At 55.7% G+C, this 22,251-nt stretch carries 16 protein-coding genes; 14 read left to right on the top strand and 2 right to left on the bottom strand.

Translation table 11 applies throughout. From position 1 onward, the window contains the following. Nucleotides 1-264 precede the first annotated feature (264 nt). The 7 genes from IE099_RS01490 (at nt 265) to IE099_RS01460 (ending at nt 8,105) form a co-directional block, all read left to right on the top strand. A complete protein-coding gene (locus IE099_RS01490; protein ID WP_189566676.1) occupies nt 265-1,293 on the top strand; it encodes a DUF21 domain-containing protein in 1,029 nt (342 codons plus the stop codon). Nucleotides 1,294-1,481: 188 nt separating this feature from the next. Then, nucleotides 1,482-2,861, top strand: a complete 1,380-nt coding sequence (locus tag IE099_RS01485; RefSeq protein WP_189566674.1) for a dihydrolipoyl dehydrogenase family protein — start codon at nt 1,482-1,484, stop codon at nt 2,859-2,861. Between the two features lie 33 nt (nt 2,862-2,894). Continuing rightward, nucleotides 2,895-3,578 (top strand): hypothetical protein, encoded by a 684-nt coding sequence (locus IE099_RS01480; protein WP_189566672.1) that lies wholly within the window; start codon nt 2,895-2,897, stop codon nt 3,576-3,578. Nucleotides 3,579-3,634: 56 nt separating this feature from the next. Continuing rightward, entirely contained in the window at nt 3,635-5,467 is a 1,833-nt protein-coding gene (locus tag IE099_RS01475; RefSeq protein ID WP_189566670.1) for a monovalent cation:proton antiporter-2 (CPA2) family protein, read from the top strand. Between the two features lie 117 nt (nt 5,468-5,584). Then, a complete protein-coding gene (locus IE099_RS01470) occupies nt 5,585-5,836 on the top strand; it encodes a FeoA domain-containing protein (RefSeq protein ID WP_189566668.1) in 252 nt (83 codons plus the stop codon). An 11-nt stretch (nt 5,837-5,847) separates the two neighbouring features. Further along, nucleotides 5,848-7,896: a ferrous iron transport protein B gene (gene feoB / locus IE099_RS01465; RefSeq protein WP_229809351.1), complete on the top strand. Its 2,049-nt coding sequence runs from the start codon at nt 5,848-5,850 to the stop codon at nt 7,894-7,896. Next, entirely contained in the window at nt 7,893-8,105 is a 213-nt protein-coding gene (locus IE099_RS01460) for a hypothetical protein (RefSeq protein WP_189566665.1), read from the top strand. Before feoB ends, IE099_RS01460 begins: the two co-directional genes overlap by 4 nt. Here IE099_RS01460 and IE099_RS01455 read toward each other — a convergent pair. Next, complete coding sequence (locus tag IE099_RS01455) at nt 8,058-8,396, bottom strand: hypothetical protein (protein ID WP_189566663.1); 339 nt, start codon at nt 8,394-8,396, stop codon at nt 8,058-8,060. The two genes, IE099_RS01460 and IE099_RS01455, sit on opposite strands and share 48 nt — an antisense overlap. 575 nt (nt 8,397-8,971) lie before the next feature. Between IE099_RS01455 and IE099_RS01450 the strand changes: the two genes are divergently transcribed. The 4 genes from IE099_RS01450 (at nt 8,972) to IE099_RS01435 (ending at nt 14,833) form a co-directional block, all read left to right on the top strand. Then, complete coding sequence (locus IE099_RS01450; RefSeq protein ID WP_189566661.1) at nt 8,972-10,159, top strand: hypothetical protein; 1,188 nt, start codon at nt 8,972-8,974, stop codon at nt 10,157-10,159. A gap of 27 nt (nt 10,160-10,186) precedes the next feature. Then, nucleotides 10,187-11,560: a retropepsin-like aspartic protease gene (locus IE099_RS01445; protein WP_189566659.1), complete on the top strand. Its 1,374-nt coding sequence runs from the start codon at nt 10,187-10,189 to the stop codon at nt 11,558-11,560. A 149-nt stretch (nt 11,561-11,709) separates the two neighbouring features. Next, nucleotides 11,710-14,031, top strand: a complete 2,322-nt coding sequence (locus IE099_RS01440) for a hypothetical protein (RefSeq protein WP_189566651.1) — start codon at nt 11,710-11,712, stop codon at nt 14,029-14,031. A gap of 154 nt (nt 14,032-14,185) precedes the next feature. After that, complete coding sequence (locus IE099_RS01435; RefSeq protein ID WP_377047453.1) at nt 14,186-14,833, top strand: redox-sensing transcriptional repressor Rex; 648 nt, start codon at nt 14,186-14,188, stop codon at nt 14,831-14,833. Between the two features lie 108 nt (nt 14,834-14,941). Here IE099_RS01435 and IE099_RS01430 read toward each other — a convergent pair whose 3' ends face one another. Then, nucleotides 14,942-19,387 carry a LamG-like jellyroll fold domain-containing protein gene (locus IE099_RS01430; RefSeq protein WP_189566648.1) on the bottom strand — a complete coding sequence of 1,482 codons (4,446 nt, stop codon included), beginning with the start codon at nt 19,385-19,387 and terminating at the stop codon, nt 14,942-14,944. A gap of 498 nt (nt 19,388-19,885) precedes the next feature. Here IE099_RS01430 and IE099_RS01425 point away from each other — a divergent pair, with 498 nt between their 5' ends. Genes IE099_RS01425 through IE099_RS01415 form a run of 3 tightly spaced genes read left to right on the top strand, consistent with a single transcriptional unit; the run spans nt 19,886 to nt 22,144 of the window. Then, nucleotides 19,886-20,467, top strand: a complete 582-nt coding sequence (locus tag IE099_RS01425) for a hypothetical protein (protein WP_194598360.1) — start codon at nt 19,886-19,888, stop codon at nt 20,465-20,467. Continuing rightward, nucleotides 20,460-21,500: a CobW family GTP-binding protein gene (locus IE099_RS01420; protein WP_189566646.1), complete on the top strand. Its 1,041-nt coding sequence runs from the start codon at nt 20,460-20,462 to the stop codon at nt 21,498-21,500. The genes IE099_RS01425 and IE099_RS01420 overlap by 8 nt, the downstream gene beginning before the upstream one ends. Continuing rightward, a complete protein-coding gene (locus IE099_RS01415; RefSeq protein WP_189566645.1) occupies nt 21,497-22,144 on the top strand; it encodes a MerC domain-containing protein in 648 nt (215 codons plus the stop codon). Before IE099_RS01420 ends, IE099_RS01415 begins: the two co-directional genes overlap by 4 nt. Nucleotides 22,145-22,251: the final 107 nt, after the last annotated feature.

Here is a 22,251-nt window from a genome sequence, read left to right as displayed (position 1 = left end):
GCCGCCTCTTTTAAAAGACCAGAATGTTCTTCCTCCCGTCCGAATCCCAGCAGCGCAAGCAGTCGGGAGTTGTCGGAGACGAACGAGTCTGCCTTTCTAGCACAAAATTCAATCGCAACGACTTCCGCCAAATGGGGGAGGCTGGACCGTCTCAATTTCACCACCGCGAAGCGGGAGGAGAGGGGATGGATAAAATGAAATCTTGTTGCAGCAGGCGAAATTCGAGTAAGCCTCCCTCTGGACCCAAAATCGGCGTCCCCCTTCATGAACGACCTTCTTACCTGGATTCTCATCGCCCTTTGTCTCTCGCAATCCGCAATGTTCTCCGGCCTCAACTTGGCCCTGTTTTCTCTCTCCAAGCTGCAGCTCGATACCGAGGTCAAGAAAGGCAGCAAGGCCGCCGTCCAAATCGCCCGCCTGCGTGGCGATGCCAACCTGCTGCTGTGCACCATCTTGTGGGGAAATGTCTCGGTGAACGTTTTGCTCACCATTCTGGCCGACAGCGTGATGGCCGGAGTCCTGGGTTTCCTTTTCTCGACCGTGGGTATCACCTTCTTCGGCGAGATCATGCCGCAGGCCTACTTCTCGCGCCACGCTCTGCGCATGGGCGCGCGACTGAGCCCCGTCATTCGATTCTATCGCTTTGCGCTGTATCCCGTCGCCAAGCCCTGCGCGATGTTGCTCGACCGCTGGATTGGGCCCGAGGGCACGCGCTTCTTTAAAGAGGATGAGTTCGAGGTCATTCTCGATCAGCATATTCGCGAGCCCTCTTCCGACATTTCCTACGCCGAGGGACGGGGCGCGCTGAACTTCCTGCGGCTGGACGATCTCCGGGTTTCAGGTGAAGGAGCGCAGTTGGATCCCGAGACCGTGATCGCCCTGCCGACGCGCGATGGCAAGGCCGTGCTCCCTGCGCCCGGCGACGAGGAGGAGAGTGACTTGGTGAGAAAAATCGCTGCGACTCCCCGCAAGTGGGTGGTCCTCATCGACGAGAAGGGCTATCCCTGCGAGGCCCTGAACGTGGATGACTATTTGCGCGAGCTTTACGACGCCACCGCCCCGGTCGCCCTCGCGGACCATTGTCAAAAGCCTGTGGTCACCACCGACCCGGACCTTTCCATCGACCGGATTTTGCCGCAGCTGCACGTTGAACACGATACGCACCACGACCGCGTGCTGGACCGCGAAGTAATTCTCTACTGGGGGGAACGCAGCAAGCGCATCATCACCGGACCCGACCTGCTCGGGCGCCTCTTGCACGGCATCGTGATTCGAAGGAGCGCCGAGAGTTAAGGCCGGATTCAGGCGGTTCCAATCCTGCAACTTGCAAGAGGCAGGGTGACATTTTGAAAGAAAGGCTCCCGATTCGGGGGCCTTTTTCGTGTCGGGTTCGCGGCGGGAAAGGGTGCGGGCTCTTCATTTGCGCGGGCTTGCAGGTTGGGAAACGGGGACTGGCTCGCATTGTGCAAATCCCTTCCTTTATGAAGAGGGATTATGATTTGGTGGTGGTTGGCGGAGGGAGCGCGGGATATGGTGCGGCGTCTACCGGAATCGAACAGGGCTTGAAGGTGGCCGTCATTGAAGGCGCCGAGACTCTGGGCGGGCTTTGTGTTCAGAGGGGATGTATGCCGAGCAAAACGATCATCGAAACCGCCAATCGCATGAGAGATTTGCGCGAAGGTTCCCAGTTTGGAATCGAGGTGCCTGAGGGGGCGCGGGTGGACATGGACGAGCTGCAGAAAAGGCGGCGGAGAATGGTTTCAAAATTTCAAAGAGAGCGCGAAGAGCAGTTGAAGACCGAGGAGTTCGACCTGATTCGGGGCCGGGCTCAGTTCGTGGATTCGCATCATCTGAAGATCACGGACGGGGAGAGCGAGAAGCGTTTTTCCTTTCGCACTGCGGTCATTGCCACTGGATCTTCGCCGAGGATTCCGGATATCGAGGGCCTTTCGGAGGTTCCCTTCTGGCTGAGTCGCGATGCCTTGGTGGCTGAAGAGTTGCCCGAGCATCTGCTGGTGGTGGGAGGGGGCGTCATTGCTTGCGAGCTGGGGTGCTGTTTCGAGGGCTTGGGAAGCCGGGTTACGATCATCAATCGGTCCGATACTCTTCTGGAAAAATTGCCACCCGAGGCGAGCCAGGAAATCGAACAAGCCTGTGAACGAAAAGGAATCGAGCTGAAACTCGATGCCGAAACGAAATCAGTAAAGCAGGAGGACGGAGAGTTCATCGTCACTATTGAGCGTGGAAAACAGACGGAGGAACTGCGGGGAAGCCATCTCTTGATCGCCACGGGGAGAACGCCGCAAATCGACTCTCTCAATCTGGAAGCCGCTCAAATTGACTCTGATGAAAAGGGAATCTTAACCAACGAGAATTGCCAGACTTCGCAATCACATATCTTCGCGGTCGGAGACTGTGCCGATGGAATCGACATTGTTCATCATGCCGTCATCGAGGGCGAACAAGCCGCGCGAAATGCCCGCGCCATCATCGACCACAAAGCACAGGAACCCGCCGACAAGACTCCCACGGTTTTCGCTATTTTCTCCGATCCCGAGATCATTCACATCGGTCCTCCGCAGAGCGAATTGGCAGACCGGGATGACTTGGAGGAGAGAACCTTGGATCTTTCAAATTTCGGAAAGGCCATCATCCGGGGATTGGACGAAGGTCTCTTGAAAGTGACTTTCGAGAAAGAGAGTGGCAAATTGATCGCGGCAACTGGAGTGGGGCGAGGGGTGATCGACTTCTCTCACTCCATGGTCTTTGCCATCCGACAGGAGATGACCTTGGAGGAGATGCTGAAGGTTCCCCATTACCATCCCACGCTCGCTGAGTCGTGGACATATCTGGAGAAGTAGGCTTTCTATTGAGCGAGAACCTCTTTGCAAATTTTGACTCGCAGCCTCCCTTTTCTTCTTCTCGCGACCCTTTTCACCTCGTGTCAACAGAGCGTGACTCGGGCGGAGGTCATCCAGTTGGCCAATGCGTATTGCTTGCATGAATGGACTCCCACCGAGGCCAATGTCTTTCACGGCGAGGACGAGCAGGGGATTCGGGTCGACACTCCCGACCGTGGCTTTCGGCAGGCGGGAACGCGACCCGGGTGGTGGGTTGTGGGGGAGGTGAACGAGGGGGTTCCCTATCAGTGGGGTGGCTTTGATACGCCAGCTGACTTTGATGAAAAGGTCGCGCAAGGATTTGCGGCCGGAGACATCTATACCCCGGCGAAGCGGAAAGGACTGGAGGACGCCGTTAGCCGGCAGGCTTGCGGCGTGGACTGCTCGGGTTTCATCTCCCGTTGCTGGCGTCTGCCGCGCGCCTATTCCACCCGGGAGCTTCCAACTCTTTGCGAGGAACTCGCGTCCTACGAGGATCTTCTCGCGGGCGATATTTTGAATCGACACAACGACCATGTCCTCCTGTTCGGTGCTTATAGGGACTCGGCGAAAAAGGTGGCCGTGGTTTACGAGACGGGGGCGCCGCCGACTTGGAAGACGGTCGTGCATCATCTCCCCGTGTCGCGATTGAAGGCGAAGGGGTATCGACCGTATCGCTATCGGGGAATCCGGGACTGAGCGAACTTGCGACTTCGGGTTGCAAGCGGGCCGGGTTCGGTTGAGGATGGGCCAGCATGGATCAGACACTCTTTCTCAACGGGCTCATTTACATTGCCGCAGCCGCAGTGGCCGCCCCCTTGGGTCGCAAGTTGGGACTGGGTGCAGTGCTGGGTTATCTCATTGTGGGAGCCCTGATCGGTCCCTCGGCTTTTCAGCTGCTGCGCGGTGATAGTGAGAAAGTGATGCACTTCGCGGAGTTCGGGGTGGTGCTGATGCTCTTCGTGGTGGGGCTGGAGCTGGACCTGTCGCGCTTGTGGAGAATGCGCGGTCCCATCTTCGGGCTGGGTGGGTTGCAGGTTTTAGCGACCACGGTGTTGATCGCGTTGACTGCAGTGATTTTCCAATATTCTTGGCGCGAGTCCCTTGCGCTGGGGCTCATCCTCGCGTTGTCCTCGACCGCGATCGTGATCCAGACTTTGCGTGAGCGGGGATTGAGCGAGACGAGCTCGGGCACCCAGAGCTTTGCCATTCTCCTTTTTCAAGACATCGCGGTCATCCCCATCTTCGCGATTCTGCCATTGCTGGCGATGCGGGAGGTCGCGGGGGACGCGGGACATGGCTCGCACGGAATCCGTTGGATCGATACTCTGCCCAGTTGGGGACAGCCGCTGGCGATTGTTGGGGCGGTGATTCTCGTGATTCTGGTCGGTCGGTTTTTGCTCAATCCCTGGCTGCGTTGGATCACCCGCCTGCAAGTGACGGAGGCGCTGACTGCGACAGTTCTGGCGCTCGTGATTGGGGTGGCGCTGTTGATGAACACGGTGGGCTTGTCACCGGCCTTGGGCACCTTCATCGCGGGGGTGATGATGGCGAGCAGCCAGTTCCGGCATGAGCTGGAAAGCGACATCGAGCCCTTCAAGTCCCTTCTGCTCGCGGTCTTTTTCCTCTCGGTGGGGGCGGGGATCGACTTTGGGCTCATTGCCAGCCAGCCCGCCAAGATTGCGCTCATGGTGGTGCTCCTGATGAGCCTCAAGTTCGCGGTGCTCTATCTCTTGGCGCGCTTCTTCGGGCTCTCGCTGGACCAGCGGCTTTTGCTGGCGGCGGCACTGGCCCAGGGTGGGGAATTCGCCTTCGTGCTGGGAGCCTTTGCGGTGGATAGCGCGGTGCTGGGGGAGGACCTCGGTGGCGAGATGATCGCGGCGGTCGCTCTTTCGATGGCGCTGGCTCCTCTTTTACTCCTTTTTGTGCAAAAGGTGGTGCTGCCCCGGGTGGGGACCTTGAAAGCGACGGAGGACGAACGCAGCCCCGATGTGGAAAACGAGCACGCGCGGGTGCTGCTCGCGGGCTTCGGGCGCTTCGGCCATCCCATCATTCGCCTTTTGCGCAGCGCGGGGGAGACCCCCACGGTGCTGGAGCGCGACAGTGACCACGTCGACTTTATCCGACGCATCGGCATGACTTGTTACTACGGTGACGCCACTCGCTTGGGCTTGCTGAAGGCTGCGGGCGCGGAGACCGCCGAGCTGCTCATCATCGCGGTGGATCAGGAGGATGACTGCGACAAGATTATCGAGATCTGTCACAAGCACTTCCCGCATCTCAAGATTCTCGCCCGAGCCTGCTCACGAAATCACGCCTACCAGCTGGAAGCGAAAGGAGTGCGCTTTTTCATCGAGCAATTGGGTTCGTCGCTGGATTGCGCCATCGCGGCCTTCGAGGAATTGGGGCACGACTCCGACCACGCCAAGGACGCGGCGCGGCGTTTCAAGATCCACGAAATCGAGTCCATCAAGAAAATGCAAGAGCACCTCGGAGACGAAAAGAAGATGCTGGGGGCGGCTCAACAAAATCTGAAGGACCTCGACAGCCTGTTAGTCAATGCTCCCTTGCCGACCAAGAAGTCCTAGACTTTGATGCTTAGGAACTCTCGATTGCCTGAATCTTGAAAGGTGTCTACTTTTTCATCCGTTTCCTGATTTGTTGTTGCAAACGAGTCTCAATAAGAGCAAATTCTCCCCACTAAGATGAAGGTTATCGCGCACGAAATCGAACTGGATAGCACTGTTTCGCTGAATCAGGCGGCATCTGGGTGTGATCTTCAGGTTGAATTGGTGGAAGGCGCGGACTGTAACCAGCTTCGCGACTTGGGATTTTGTGAGCAAATGCGCCTGCGCAAGCTCACTAACGGACGCAACTTGATCTGCTCGGTTTGTGGCTCGCGTCTCGCAATTTCGAGTCATTTGGCGGAGCAAATTCAGGTTCGGCGCGTGTCCTAGTAGATGTGATAATGGAGGAAGTGCCGAGGTTGGTTTTGGTGGGGCATCCCAATGTGGGAAAGTCGACGTTGTTCAATGCACTGACGGGCGGAAAGGCCAAGGTCGGCAACTATCCCGGGGTCACTGTTTCCCATAAAACAGGCGAATTTTTTACTCCCCATGGGAAAAAGGCCGAGTTGGTCGACCTGCCGGGCTGTCTTTCTCTGGTGTCGCGTGCGGCTGATGAGGCGGTGACGCGGGATGTTCTTTTGGGCGGAATTTCGGGCGAGAAAGTGCCCGATCTGGTGGTCATCGTGTTGGATGCCTCGGCCCTGGAGCGCCATCTGCCGCTTGCGTTGCAGGTCGTCGAGCTGGGTTTTCCTTCCCTGGTCGTTCTCAACAAAATCGATTTGGCCGAGAAGAACGGCACTCGCATCAATCACGAGCTGTTGGCCGAAGAGCTCGGTCTGCCCGTGGTTCCACTGCAGGCCGACGCCGGAAAGGGCGTGCTGGACCTCAAGCAGGCGCTTCGTTTTCCCTTGCCCCTGCCTCCTCATCCTGCCTGGCACGAGTCGGGCCCCGTGGTCAAGGCGCAGGAGGAGTTGGCCAAAAAGCTGGAAGACCTCGGAGAGCCGCACCCCAAGCGCCAGGCCTGGATGCTCTTGGCGGACAAAGATTACCGCAGCGGAGGCAGCGAGCTTTCGCAGGAGGCTCAAGCGCAGGCGGTCTCGATTGCCGACGAGCTCTCGGCCAATGGCGAAACCGCCGAAGATATTCTCGAAAAAGCCCGGCGCGACCGCGTGCGTGATCTGAGCGGACTGGTGGTGACCCATCAATCGGCCGAAGGGGCGGATGGGCTTTCATTCTCAGACAAGCTCGATGGCGAACTGCTGCATCCCATTCGCGGATGGTTCTACTTTCTCGCCATCTTCTTCCTCGTCTTCTGGGCTCTGTTCAAGTGGTCGGGGATTCCCATGGACCTCATCGAAGGTGGTTTCGAGGCTCTCGGCGGAGCGGTCTCGGGCATGCTGCCGCCGGGCTTGCTCAACGACCTTCTGGTGGACGGCATCATTGCGGGGATTGGCGGGGTGGTGGTCTTCCTGCCCCAGATTCTCTTTCTCTTTTTCTTCCTTGGGGTGCTGGAATCCACGGGCTACATGGCTCGCGCCGCTTTCCTGATGGATGGCGTGATGAGCAAGGTGGGCTTGAGCGGACGGAGCTTTTTGCCCCTGCTCAGCGGATACGCCTGCGCCATCCCCGGGGTCATGGCCGCGCGTTCCGTGCCCAGTGCGAAGGAACGGCTCCTCACGATTCTCATCTTGCCCTGGATGTCCTGCAGCGCACGTCTTCCAGTCTATCTGCTCCTCATTCCGCTCTTGGTGGCAGGGAGTTTGGCGCAGGGTCTGGTGCTCTTTGGCCTCTATTTCCTGGGCACCGCTTCGGCCTTCATCGCTGCGCTGATTCTTCGGGGAAAGGTCGGGATCGCCAAGGACCACCAGCCGAGCTTCCTGATGGAAATGCCTCGTTATCAGAAGCCGGATTGGGGATTCATCTTCCGCCACCTCATTGACCGAGCGGGTAGTTTCTTGAAAAAGGCGGGAACCGTCATCCTCGCTCTTTCCATCATTCTCTGGGTGCTCGGCGCCTTTCCGAAAGCTCCCTCCGGCGAGGAGCAGGACCAGTTCAACTACTCCGCGATGTCCCGCATCGGTGACGTCATCGAGCCCGTGGTCAAGCCACTGGGGTGGGACCATCGCCTCGGCACCGCGATGCTCGCTTCCTTCGCCGCGCGCGAGGTCTTCAACTCCCAGGTCGCCATCTCCTACGCCATTGAGGAGGGGGATGATGAGGAAAAGACCCGGAGTGACATTCGGGAAGAATTCCGCAGCTCCTATTCCATCGCCACCGTGCTGTCCCTGCTCGTCTTCTACGTCTTCGCTCTGCAATGCCTGCCCACCACGGCGGTGGTGAGCCGCGAGGCCAACTCGTGGAAATGGGCGGTAGTGCAACTGGTCGGCATGTCCCTGTTTGCCTACCTCGCGGCCCTCATCACCTTCCAGCTGGTCAGTCTCCTCACATGACGATTCTTTTCCAAGCAACCACCGTGGATTGGCAGGCCATCGTCGTCTTTGCCCTCCTGTTAGGCGCCATCGTCTATCTGGTCAGCCTCACCCGAGGCAAGAAGAGCAAGTCCTGCGGCAGCGGCCAGTGCGGATGCGTGAAGAAGAACGGGGACCTGCCTTTACCGAGCAAAAAGTCCGAAGGCCGCAGCGCCACCGACCATTCCTAGGAGCGAGGCGCAGAACCAGACCAGTCGCAGCTTGAACCGGTCAACCTTCCAACGCTCGGTCCGGACCGCAAAGACAAGGACGGAAAACACCATCCACCAGAGGAATACCCCCCGGATGGAATGATCGTCGAAGATAATGGTGATGGCCTCCTCGAGATTTGGAGTTGATTCGATGACTTGATAGCTCGGAATTCCGATGAGCATGCCGAGAATCAGAGCAGGAATGCCGATCACAATACTCAGGAGCTCAGCAAAGCTGATGACGCCTGAGCTATGTCGTGGAAATATCAAAACTACTTAACAGGCTAGGGCGTAGCGTTTTTAGCCGCAACCACGAATTTAAACAGATTCGGTTTCAGTGAAAGCTGCCTCTCGTAAAAAAAAGCGGTCGGTAGCGTTGTAAAGACACTACCGACCGGCTTACGCACACACCAAGTGATTTATTGGGAGGAATCATGGGTTTTAAAATCCCTCCGTTGGAAAGATGCAATACGAAACGGGGCACATTGTCATTACAAAAAAGTCTGTTTGTAGGTTTTTTTAGCAGATTCCCTTCAAATCAAGCGTCAGACCGTCTGAATTCTCGATTTTAAAAGTCGGAAAGAAACGGAGGCGATGAGAAGTGCTGAAAACGCTTTGGTTTTTCGGCTATTGAATGCGCCAAAATTCTCTTGGAAAACCCGAATGGTGATGGTGCCGCCGAGTGCAATTATGAGGAATATTAATCTTGGCGAGGCTTGAGAGGGAGGTCTGTTTCATGGATTTGCCAATCGACATGAGGTGGGCTTTCGGGCAGTTTGCTCGGGATGAAAATACCTGTAATCATTTGTGTTATATTAGGAGGGTTTTTTGCTCAAGCGGCAGACTTGAGAGTTTGGACTTCTCGGCAGGGTTCAACCATTGAGGCCCAGCTTTCGCGGGTGGACGGGGATTTTGCGGTCCTGGTAACGCCTGAGCCCAAGGAGATCAAAGTGAAGGTCGAAGACCTGAGCTTGGCCGACCGGCAGCATCTGGTGGAATACGCCGATCAACCTGAATCCATCATTACCGAGATTGAATTGGGGGTGCCTGAAGAGGACGTCCGTATCGATAAGAAGCAATTCAAGAAGTTGGATAAGCAACTCGTCTTTGATGAAGACTCCGAGCTTCTTTTCGACCTCATGGAAAGCGACCACTTTCTCATCGCGACCGCCGGCAAGGCTCGCCCCAACGCAGTGGCGGAGATTGCCGAGCGACTTTGGCATGGCATGGCCTTTCAGCACATGAACTTTCGCACCGACTGGGGTGACCAGAAGCTCGTGATTTTCCTCATTGAAGACGAGGGACTCTATGCGGCAATGGGCAAGTGGTATATTGGTCACCTCAAGAAGTTGGGTGAAGAAGAAGCAGCTAACAAAACCAGTCAGCTGTGGGACCGGGTCTCAGGGACCAGCGTTTCCCTGCCCAATGACGTGCAGGACAACTACAACGTGTTCTCGCGCGCACGGGTGTTGCGCATCCGCGATTCCCAGTCGCGCTCCTACCGCAAGGTCTTCGGAGCGTTCCCGACACACACCATCGCATCCACCCTGCTCGCCAAGCAGATGGGCGGACAAAGCGACATTTCACCTCCAGGTTACTTCGCCTTGTTAGTTGGTCATGCTTACTACAAGGAGATCCAACTGGCAGAGAAGTCGGAGACTACCATGCTGTCGGCCGACGATTATGAAGGTGATGAGATCGCAGAGACTCGCGGCTTCCAAGACGGCACCTCTTGGGCCAAGACCTTGCGCAAGTTGGTCAAGAGTGGGGATGTGAAATTGGACGTTAACCAGATGCTCAGCCTGGAAGGGCAGGGCCTGACCCCGGAAGGACTCGTGACTCTTTATTCCTTTGCCTACTATATGAACAGCACTCCCGCCCGTGTTTCGGCATTGGCCGAGATGGTGCGCCGGATTGAATCGAACAAACAGATCCCCGCTTCGGTTGAGATTGCGAAGATCTTTGGCTTCGACTCCGTTGAAGCATTGCAGGAGGACTGGAAGGAATTCGTTCTCAGCCGCGACTTCAAATAAACTGGGAACCCTTTTCAAAAATCTAAGATGAAGATTACCTCACTACTCGTCGCGGCCACTCTGGCGCTGGCTTCGTCTGCTTTCGGCGAGACGTTGGAAGAAGAATACCGGACCTTCGTGGGCAGCAACGGCAAGAAGATCGAAGCTGTTCTCCTGGATAAGAAAGGCGAGAACGTCACCTTGCTGCTGCGCAATGGGAAGCGCTCCACGTTTCCCGCCGAAAAGCTCAGCACGGAAGATCAGGAATACGTTTCGAACTGGAACCGGGACAAAGCGATATTTGTGCGAGAATGCCGGGGGCTCACGGTCCGGCAGTTACTGGAATTACGGGGCTACGAGTCCTTCAAATATGAGCTGCGAAGCAACAGCATCGTCATTCCAGGCAAGATGAATGGGATGGATGCCAAGTTTCTGGTGGATACGGGGGCGGGCACCAGCCTGCTTCACTTGGAAAGCGCGCGCCGCTCCAAGTGCAAGGTGGGTCCTTTGGATGAGAAGGTCTACGGGGTCGCGGGTGAAACCGAGGCGGCTTGGACTGACGTTCCTTCTCTGACTTTTGGTGAATCCGGCTTCAAAGACATTCAGATTCTAGCGGCGGACTTGGAAGAGGATCTCACCCCAGAGGAGAAGAAAGTGATGAAGAGCGAGGACATGCTTCTCGGTGCCGACCTCCTGGAGCAGCTGGAGGCCGTCATTGATTACAAGGAGCGCCGCATCTTCTTTCGTCCCGACCTCTCCGATCAGGATGAGGTTGGAGTGGAGTCCGATGACGATTTGAGCTTCCGCATTTTCAAATTGAAGGACGGAAGCACCTTGCGGGGGAAAATCACCACGAAGAACCCCAACGTCGTCACCCTGGAGCTTGTCAACGGCAAGACTCAGCAATTCCCCGTGAGCCGTTTCTCTGCGGAGGATGGGCGGTATATCTATAACTGGAGTGAAGAGGGCGCCTTCTTTCTCCAGCATTGTCGTTCTCTCACTGTGGAAGAACTCCTCGAGTTGCGGGCCTACCAATCCTTCCAATACAAGAGGCAGGGGAATCACATTCTGGTGGATGGGACTCTCAATGACCACGATGTGGTTTGGCTGATCGATACCGGAGCCGATAGCAGCCTCCTTCACTTGCATTGGGCCAAGGAATACAATTGTCAGGTCGGAGCGATGGACAAGGAAGTGCGCGGGATTGGCGGCAAGGCCCCGGCCGCAGCCACCAAAATCGACAAGATCACTCTGGGTGATGCCGTGCTGACAAATCGTGTTTTGCTCTCCACCGACCTGACTCGTTTCCGGCCCGATGACGCTCTGGAGTGGGTCGGTCTTTTTGGGGCTGATTATATGCGCGAATTGGATGCCGTGATCACTTATCGGGAGAGTCGAATCTTCCTGAAGCCTACCGAGTAGGGCGGGGCGCTCATCTTTCGAAAGTCTTTCCAATATCATCAAGGGGAGTTCGCGTTCATTCGCGGCTCCCTTTTTTCGTGACCTACTGAGTCTCTCCAGAGTTCTTTCCCATTGCTGAATGCCAGTTCGCGGGTTAGGCATTGGGGGTAATGAAGAAGACGATTTTTTGTCGAGTGCTAGCTATTGGAGGTTTGTCCGTAGGGGCTCTTTTGCAACCGGTTGCGGCTGACGGTCCTGCGGATTTGGAAGCTTTGGCGGAGAAGGCTCGGCAAGCTGCGGGCGATCTTCCCAAGGCCGGAGAGAAAGAGCAGAAACCGGTTGCGGATGCCGTGCCGGAGAAGACTGAACCGAAACAGGCGAACGCAAAAGCCGGAGAGAACAAGGCCGGGGAAGAAAAAGCTGCCCCTGTGGATTTGGAAAAGCGGGCGGAGAAGCTGGGTCTTTTGTCCAGTCTCAGCAAAGACGTTTCCGCAGTATTGACCTTCACGAATGGAGAGCGTCTTTGGGGCGAGGTTGAAGAGTCGGCTATGGGTCAGGTTTTTCTCGATATCTTGGAAGAGAACGAGGTTGATTTCAGCGATCCGGATAGTCCCGGTGCCAAGGTGGCCGCTCTGTTCGGGGAGGAGTTTCTGCTCGCAGTTGGCAAGGGCACGCCGAAACAAGCTGCCAACCTGCTCAAGCTCAACAACCTCAACGAAAAGTATCAAACTGCCTTGATGATGCGCCTGTGGACCATCGGTATGGCGGATGAGGAATTATTCATGGATGCCGGCCCGTTCGGTTCCCTCAGCGAAGCGATTCGCGAGAATCCGGACTTTCTGGTGAACCTCATCGCTTCCGCCGAAATGCCTCCTATCTTGATCGCAAGCCGGATCTCCGATGCCGAGCAGCGTGACGAGGTTGCGGCGCTCTTGCAAATGGGCGCTGGCATGGCTCTCGAGTTTGGGGCCGAAGAAATGCCCTTCATGAGCGACACCAGCTCTGAGGTTGGAGGGATTAACTTCTCAGGTCTTCAGATCGATGGCGAGGTTCTCATCGAGACCTTGCAGGAGGAGATGGATCTGCAGCAGGTTCTCGGCGAGTTCATCGATCCGGCGGGTGCGCAGGACATGATCAATTCTCTCAAGAAAAAGGACCTCGTTCTAATGAGTGGAGTCTCGGGTGAGGCGGTTTACCTCTACCTTGGCAGTCGGGCGGAAGACATTCCTCTCGCCAAGGGCCCGGCCGAACGGCTCACCGCTTCCGATTCCTTTTCCTTTGCCGATCCTTATCTGAATGAAGACTTGGTAAGCGTGCTGTGGATGGAGCAAGACCTCCTCGAAGCGACGACCAAAGGTCAGCCAATCTTTGGAAACTATATTGAGGGAATCCGTTTAGGGCTGCAAGGAAACCAAACCTTGGGCAATCCGAAGGAACTTAAGAAGTCTCTTGCGAAGCTACAGAAGCTTGAGAAAAACTATCTCGCTACCTATCAATATCAGCCGACCGCCTCGGTCTCTTTCCTGCGGGCGGATGGCTTGCATGCCGAGACGTTTGGAGGGCTGCTCGAGGCCTCCTATGATTGGACGACTCCGCACCAACTTGGATCGATAGCGGAGGGCAGCTTCCTAACTGTTCAGTTGGGATACAATCGCGCCTCCGCGGAGTTGGAAACGGACTACCTCGAGACAGCCTTTGAAGCCGTTTACCAGATGGCGGGGGTCTTGAATGATGCCGATGAGCCGCCAGCGGAGTTTCAAGAGTTTCTCGAGGGATTTGATTTCTTCAACGACTCGATGAAAGACGATGCCCTGGCTTTGTGGAAGGGCCTGCTCGTGACAGATGAAGGGGTCGGGACAGAGAGCATTATGGAGGTGGACCTTGCCGGTTCCTGGCCGACTGTGCCCGGGGTGCCCGAGGAGATCGTTCAGGAAGGGCTGGCTCCACGAATCAGTATTGTTTCTTCCGTCAAGGACCGGGCCAAGCTAGGCGAATCCTGGAAGCAGGTTGAAGGCGCAGCCAGTAATTTGCTCAAAACCGTGAGTGAGAAAGTCGGGGAGAATATCCCGATGCAAAAGCCGATGAGCTCCCAGACCGACGGTCTCAAGACTTGGTTCTTTCCTTTCCCAATGCAAACGGACGACTTTGTTCCCTCTGTCACGCTTGATGATGAGGTGATGGTGATGAGCACCTCGAAAGAGCGCGCAGTGGCTCTGGCCAAGGCTGCCAAGAAGAGGGGAAGCGGCAAAACGGGTATCGTGGTCGAGATGCGCTTCGACCCTTTGCGCGCCTTCCTGGCTGACTGGCTGGCTCTCGTCGACAAGAATCCGGAAGGGATCATTCCAAATGCCGAAATGCTGGAGTTTTACCAAGACAATAAAGAGACCATTGCTGCAGTGGTCGAGTCTTTGGCTGAGTTCGACCGAGTGACCAGTCACACCCGCTTGGAAGACGGCCAATTGCGAACCACGACTCACTTCAAGACCAAGTAAAGAGAGACTGGAAAGGTGATTTTTCAGAAAGGTCGGGCTTTGGTCCGGCCTTTTTCGTTCTCTGGGAGTGGATTTTTGAGGATTCTGCGAGCACCTGCAGTCCAGAGTGTTCCTTGACAAGACCGGAAATCGAAGGCTGGTTAAGTTCGTGGAAATTGATCGTGAAAAAGCGGGAATCCCCAAGAAGACTATTTATCGGCTCTCGCTCTATCATCGGTGCTTATTTAAGTTAACCGAAAATGGGCTGGAGACGGTGAGCTCGTCCGCTCTCGCCAAAGCCGCCGGGGTGAAAGCTTCGCAACTGAGGCGCGATCTTTCCCACGTGGGTCAGTTTGGTACCAGGGGCTTGGGCTATCAGGTCGAGGAGCTTCGCATGGCAATCAGGGAGGTTCTTGGCCGAGAGCACCTTCAGCCCGTAATTCTAGTGGGTGCGGGTAACTTGGGTTGCGCGTTGTTGCGTTATGGCGGATTCCAGAAAGAGGGATTCGAGGTCATCGCGGCCTTCGATGCAGTGCCTGAAGCAGTCATGAAACGGGATATCGGTGTTCCGCTCTTCAACTCCGAAAAGCTCGATTCCTTTATCGTTAAAAATAAAGTCAAACTCGCCATTCTATGTGTTCCTGCGGAGAAAGCACAAGAGGTCGCCAACGACCTCGTGTTATCTGGTGTGCAAGGAATCCTCAACTTTTCACCTACTGTCTTGCAGGTTCCCGAGAAAGTAACTGTCAATAACGTCGACCTCGCTCTCGAGCTCGAAAACCTCAGCTTTTTCATCGACCGCGATGGAGAAGAGGAGGAGTAGTTTCTCCGGCAGGCCGGAGACCCGAGGAGAAGAGGAGTTAACGTCCTGGTCGCTCCTCTCTCCTAAAGACTGCTATCTCAGCAGTCTTTTTTTATCGGATATGATCGGCTATCGCGTGGGAGGATAGGCTTTTACTCTAAAGAAACCCTTCTCGTCAGAACTCTCAAATTGAGTTGAAGCGACCGGCAGCGTGGGAGTGATACCCGAGAGGATCTCGCTCCAGTTTCCTCCCAAGCCGGACTGCCACTCGACTCCGTAGGTTCGACCATAGACCGAGTTCCACTCGAGGGAGACCGAGGAGTCGTCGGGTCTTTCGATTTTTAAAACTTGGAAGCGAGAGTTTGGGTCGGTTGGGTTGTTCCCTCCAATCCATTCCTCGTAGTTGGTCAGTCCGTCGCCATCGGCATCATAATCAGGCAAAGCCATGGGCGAATCCGCCGCGCCGAAATACTTCTCCTGCCAGTCGTCCGGCAAGTTGTCGGAAAGGGTGTCTCCCGGATTTTGACCAGCGCCATAGCCAGCAAGCCCGCCTTCATGAAGCTCAGCAACGTCCGATGCGCTCAAGGCGCGGGTCCAGATGGCGACATCGTCCAAGGCTCCGCCGTAGTAGCGATCCGAGAGCAAGCGATCGGTGCCGAGAAGCCACTGGCCGACATCGACTGTTCCCGAGGGAGGGGTAGGGTGACTGGCGACTTCCACTCCATTGAGATAGAGCTTCTGGATTTCACCCGACTTCCAAACTCCCACCGCGTGGGTCCAGACTCCCACTGGTCCGGAGGCGTCTGGTCCGACGAGGCTGGATGACTTGGCCCGGAATTCGACCGGATTGCCACTTCCGTAGCCACTCAAGATCAAACTGAAATAGTCCGTTCCCTGGCTTGAAATCAGTGCTTCGTTGTCGCCCTTGATATCGGGTTTGAACCAGAGGGAAAGGGTGAGTTCACTTGCTCCATTGCCGACCCCGCTTTCGGTTAGGGTCGCATAGTTGTCGATTCCATTGAGATAGAGAGCTTCTCCCAGGATGCCGGTTCGCCAAGCTGAGAGCCCTCCCAGATTTTCAAGAAGCGCGTGATGATTCAGACCCGAGTGGTCGCCCGCTGCAACGCGTCGGTCATAGTCGCCGCCATCGCCCTCGGGGAGCGTGCTGCTTTCATTCAGAGGAAGAAGAGCCACGAGATCCTCGTCCGAGTGGTGGAGGTTGCTGATACGCACATGGACGGAGGTCCAATCGGCACTCTGCTCTCCCAGCGAGTGCACGCTGACATCCAGCTTGTCCCCGGGCGCGAAATCCAAAGTCTGAACAAAGACGCGATGCTTGTTGGACCCGGTGAGTTCCAGGGTCTCCAAGAGCTCGCCGTCTTTGCGAATCTCCAGTGTTTGATTGTTTCTACTATCTTGTATTTGGCGCGCGTCGACGGTGACGGTCAGCAAGCCGTCATGGGGGCTCGTCCAGCGGCGCACGGCGGGTAAGGTGGTGTGAGGCGCCATGCTGAATTGGCCAATCCGCGGGTAGAGTCCCACTGCGCGTTCCCAGATCAGGCCGTCTCCTCCAATTCTCTCGGGATTATAGATTTCAGTTTCGGAAAACTCCGTAAAGTCGGTGCCGGAGGCGTAGTAGCCAAACTTCCAATTGCCCTGGGGTTGGTCTGCCGCTCCTTGCCATTCCTGAATTGAATCAGCCACCACATTGGTGGGCAAGCTGGGGGGAGAAGTCGGAATCGCGTCGAGATCTCGCAGGAGTTTGCCCGTGTTGAAGTAAATACGATCCCCAACGGTAGCCGGATTGTAGCCCCCGCCGCCAGAAGAGGCGGTGTTCTTCCAATGGTCGGCAACAATCGCACGATAGGTGTCCTTGTCAGGAATGCTGGTGCGGTATTCGTCCACATAGAGGCCAATCTGCTCGAAGGGAATATCCGGCGCGTAGCTGGGGAGGGGAGTCTTGAACTTGAAGTTCAGGACAGATGGATCCTCGAAGTCGTTGAGGTTGGACAGAGTCGTGCCGTTGGTAATCGAGGTCTGTGCCGGAGCCCGAATCCCGGTCGGAAAGTTCGAGGTATTGGCGTAGTAGATATTGTCCGAGAACCAGCTCCACTTGTAGGCCGCCTTGTCGCGATACCAATTGCTATTCACCGTTGCGAGGTCAGGATAGCGTTCTTTCCAAAAGGGACTGACGTGGTCTCGCCAGTTGGACGAGTTGACGGTGTTTTCCCAGCCATCGATTCCATAGAGTGCCATTCCCCGGCCAATGAGGTTGTCCTTCGCAGTGGAAGTCGGATCGTTGTTCAGGAAGTTCATGTAGTTATTGTAGACGGAGCTTTCCGAACTACTCAGAACCTCGAAGCTGCGGATGCTGGACATGAACACGTTGTTGCGCGCCCGGTGACCCGCGCCTTGGTTCATCTTGAAAGAGGCGCCGGCCTTGTAGAAGACATTCTCGATAACGGTGTCTCCCTGATCGCCATCATCTGAGAAGATGGCCGCCCGCTGAATGAGGCTGGGGATGCAGATGATGTGATGCCAAAAATTATGGCGAAAGACATTTCCCCAACTGGTCGCGGAAGCACCCTGATAGAATGAGCCCCCGTCGCCTTCTTCGATTCCAGTGTTGAACACTTCGTTCAGCTCTATCAGATGATCCTGTCCGCCCACCGTTACGACCTGTCCGTTGTGGTTGTGCATGAGATTGTTTCGGAAGATGTTCCCCGCGCCATTCATCCCGGATACTTTGCCGTAGAATGTCTTGGCGTAGATTTGGGTGAAGTGGCAGTTCTCGATGAAGTTTCCCGCATGGGTGATCGATGAGTTGGTCGCACCTCCTCCAGCGCATCGACTGGCGTTGTCGACATCATAGATATCACAGCTGAGGACCCCGTTGTTGCTGCCCCCTGTTAGACTGAAGGCCACCGCGCCATACATGTTGCGAAAGGTGCAACCGGCTACGAGACTGTTCTCGCCCGCAGTGATGTCCACGGTGTTGCCGTAGAGATTGTGCTGAAAGGTGATGCGCTTGATATGGACATGACTGGCCCCGTTCAAGGTGAAGACTGAGCGCCCATTCCAGACTCGGATCGGAGTGGTTGCGGTGAGAGTTTCGCGAGGCCAGAGATAGAGCTTGTTGTCCGTGTCGTCGAAATACCACTCGCCGGGTTCGTCTAACTCTGCCAAGAGGCGTTCGACAAAGGGTCTTTCCACCGTAGACGGCCCACCCCAACCATACCTCGTTCCGTCCATCAGGCGGATCTGCCCCGATTCCGCGATGGAATCGATGCGCAGGGTTTCGCGAAACCAATCGGCACTGACATAACCGATCAAGCGCGCCTTCTTTAACCTTCCAAGTTCTGCTGACCATTTCGCCGCATCGTAGTTGCCCTGCATTCGAACCGAGGCCCCAACAGGATTGCCAGACGAGCCCTGGCTGCCTACCGATTCACCCGAAGTACTCACGTTCTCAACCGAGCCGTAGCCAATGTTGGGATAGCGCGCGACCACCATCGTCTTGTCGTCGACGCTCAGATTCGTTCGCGTTCCTTGCAGCAAAGTGATAACCTCAGGATCGGTGATGGTCTGGGCAAAGACCTTTCCAACGGCTGCGACATGAAGCTTGGCCAGTGAAGTCTCATCAGTCACGAGGCTGAACCCAAGGGGGTCCAAAGCCTCCCCTCCGTCAAAGATGACTTCTTCCCCGGGATAGGCGCTGAAAACGAGAGGGGAATCCGGAGCTCCCGAGTCCTGGGCCCCGAGAGTGAGCGTGTGATCGGTGGCCGGGTAGCGTCCGCCCCGGAGCCAGATGTTCACCCCGCCCTCGACGGGTTCCAGATCGAGAAGATTGAGCTGAACAACCCGATTGCCCGAAAATTCCTCTTCATCCAGGCGGCTCAATACCGGTTCAGTCGGAAGGGTGGGCGGTTCAGTTGCCAGCGCCGCGACTTCGCTTGCACTCAAGGCATCGGACCAGAGGCGGAAGCCTTTGATGTTCCCATCCAGATAGCGCGAGCTAATGAACCGGTCAGTCCCCAGGAACCAGTCGTCGGCATTGATAGCTCCGCCCTGCGGGGAGGGATTGTCGGCAACTTCAACCCCATCGATGTAGAGCTTATGAATTTGACCCGATTTCCAGACGCCACAGACATGGTGCCATTGTCCGGCGGGACAGCTGTTGTCGGGGGCGACCAAACCTGTGCCTTGTGCCCTGAACTCAAGCGGGTTCCCATTCCCGTAACCAGAAAACAAAAGGCCGAAGTAGCTGGATCCCGTCGAGCTCACGATCCCGTCGTTATCGCTTTTGGAGTCAGGAAAGACCCATCCTGCCAAAGTCAACTCGGTGGCTCCATTGACCGAAACCAATTCGGTGGTTTCTTCTCGGACCCAATCCCTAGCCGCAGTCAATGTGGCGTAGGGAGCGCTGATCGAGCCGTCATTGCTGTCATCACCATCAGTCGCCACATAGAGGTCCAGTCCCGATACCGAGGAGGCCGACACAAAAAGAGAGAGAAGAGCCAATCGTGAAAGCTCGAACACTGAACCGAAATTTGAGCTTTGGTGATTTTGATTCATGATATGATTTATAGAGCATGAATCGTATTTCTGAGATTTGTTAAGCATAAGAAAATAAGTTGTTCGAAAGGATGATTTTCGATTCGAATTTGGTCGTAACCATCTCGTTCTCTGCAAGGAGTGAGCCCCGAAGAAGTAGCGCAAAGTTATCAACTCTATACGGTCAATATTCAGTGGGATTTGACGAAAAAAACTAAATTTTGAATAGGAATCGATCTCGTTGCTTCTTGAAGTCGCTTACTTGGAGAGACTGTATTTTTCCGTGTTTCTGGATACAACGGGGTCTCATTGGAACCGGATGTTCAGAGCTTTAGAATCACCTCGGGTCGGATTTCAGGAAGGACTAATGGCTCGAGCTTCTGCTTTTTAAGCAGGGTTGGTTCCAGAGCTTTTGGGTTGTCGAATGCGCCTGACGCTCGTTGCACGAGTGCGAGCTTAATTTTGTTAATGCAATTTTATTGCGTTAGCGTCTAACGCCAGTTATTTGCATTAGGAGTCATGAGTGCTTCAGCAATTTCTTCCTGTTTCCAACGAGATCTCTCGGAAGGATTGCAGCAGCAGATGTTTTTTTGGGGACAGGATGTTCTGAGGCCGACCGGAAACTTTCTCGTGGAGCAAGGATTCGCACGCAGTCCATCCCGGGGACTGAAGGGAACAAGTTGTTATCGGCTGAGTTGGCAGGATGGTGCTGTCGAGTTGTATGGGGCTTGTGCAGGATGGTATGGACGTGAGGGTGGATTCACTTTCATTCGTCCTCGTCGCCGCTGCTATCTCTGGGGTTCTGGGGAAGAGACCCCGGTTCCGGGAGTTTGGATCAAGAGATTGTTGAAGTCGCCGGGGAGGGTGGATCTTTACACCGCAGCGTTGCCCTTCCTCGATTGGTTGATTGCTTATGAAGAAGCGGTTTTGGACCGCTTCGGCAGAGCCTACCGCGAAGAGAATTTCCGAAAGTATCGGAATGTCGCGAAGGCCAAGCAGTGGATCGAGCCATCGGCAGGCTTGCGGTGGTTCAAGGACTTGCGCGAAGACCCCGGCAAGTTGCAAAGACCTAAATACTATCCGGCGAAAATCTATGCATAGTGCGATCCTACCAGATAGCCGTTTGGTCTCTCTCACTCCCGTTCGGCCGATGCTGATGCTAACGGGCTTTCTTGGAGCCGGGAAGACGACCTTGTTGCGCTCGCTTTTGAACGAGTTGAACGAGCGCGGACATCTGGCAGATGTTATTCTGAACGACATGGAGAATGCGTTGCTCGATCGGGAAACCCTTCGTGAGCATGCCGCTTCGGTGGAGCCTTTGACGGGGTCCTGTGTTTGCTGCGAAGGGTTGGATGAGCTTTGCCGGATGATTCTCGAGGCCGCTCAAAGTACCCACCAACTTCTCTTGATCGAGCTCAACGGCACGGCCGACCCGTTGCCCCTGCAAGAGACCTTTACCCTATTGGAGTCGAAATTTCTGCTGCATCCGCGGTGGCAAGTCTGCGTGATCGATGCCCGTTACTTTGGCCAGCGAAGTCGGTTTCAAGAACTCGAGAAGCTCCAACTTGAGACCGCGAGCCACTACTACCTCTCTCATGTTCCAAGACCCAGAGAGGAAGCTGAGATGGCGCAAATGGTCAGGAGTATCAATCCCGGAGCGAGCCGCACGACAGCTTCCGACCTGGCTGGAGCCTTGAGCGATGCCATTTTGAAGAATCGAGGCTATCGCTTGGGCCAGGCCGAAGAGAGGCAGGGCGCCCAGCCCTCGTTCGATCCCTTGGTTCATTTTTCCCGAGAACATCAGCACTCTCGTCATCACTACGCGCACGAGTTCACGGGGTGCAATATTGTTTTCCCCGAGCCGGTGGAGCCTTCTCGCATTCAGCCTTGGTTAAAAGCTCTTCCCGAAACCGTGGTCCGGGCCAAGGCATTAATCGAAGAAACTTCCGACCCTGACGGACGCTATCTCTATGAGCGGGTGGGGGACGAGATTCCCTCCAGTCCCATACCGGTTCGGTCGATCTCCAAGGTCCCATGCTCCGGGCTGTTCATTGGCCCTGATCTCCAGCCGGACGAGCTCCTCGGCTTGACTCGTGAGCTTCTCCATCCACGCAGCCACTTTCCAAAAACATGAATACACCTACCAATACTTTTTCTTCATCGCTGACCCTGCAGAAGGTCGATCGAGTTGGAGTCGCAACGTCAGTTCTCTGTGCCATCCACTGTGGCCTTGCTCCCATTCTATTGTTGGCCCTACCGAGCTTTGGACGCATTTGGGCTCATCCGGCTTCCCATATTTTAGTCGCTCTTTTTGTCGTTCCCCTGGCAATTTTTTCCATCCGCAAAGGCTATCGCACCCATCGTAAACTTTGGGTACTAGTGACTGCCTCCATTGGAATCTTCTTTGTGTTGTTCGGAGCCGCGCTGCCAGCTTTTGGGAAGGCTGACCAAGCGAACAACTCAGTATCCTTAAACTCGGAACCTGCTCCCCAGTCGGAGGCCGCGCCGGTTGCCGGGGAGGTAAGCGGCGACAGCACCTGTTCCGAAGGGTGTTGTAGTCTTGCTGAAGGCGAAACTGAAGCTGCAGCGAGCATCGGTTGTGTCGACAACTGCTGTCCGAGCCTGCAGATGGATGCGAGTGGAAAGGCAAGCTTGCACATCCCTCCCGCTGCGATTGTGACCACGATGGGTGGGCTCTTTCTCATTGCCGCGCACATTGGCAACCTTTGCCTTTGCGGTCATGCATGCCGGACTAGTAAATGCGTGAGCTGCGCTTGACTGTTGGTTTTTGCATGACGACAGGACCAAGGTTTCGTGCAAGTCGCACGATTTTCGCGCCTAGCTCTTTTTGGCGAAATCCGAAAAGCTGCCGATAGCCATAAGGT

This window comes from Roseibacillus persicicus, assembly GCF_014651675.1.
GTDB classification, from domain to species: domain Bacteria; phylum Verrucomicrobiota; class Verrucomicrobiia; order Verrucomicrobiales; family Akkermansiaceae; genus Roseibacillus; species Roseibacillus persicicus.
The sequence above is the reverse complement of the archived record's forward strand: the minus strand, read 5'-3'. Positions and strand labels throughout refer to the sequence as shown.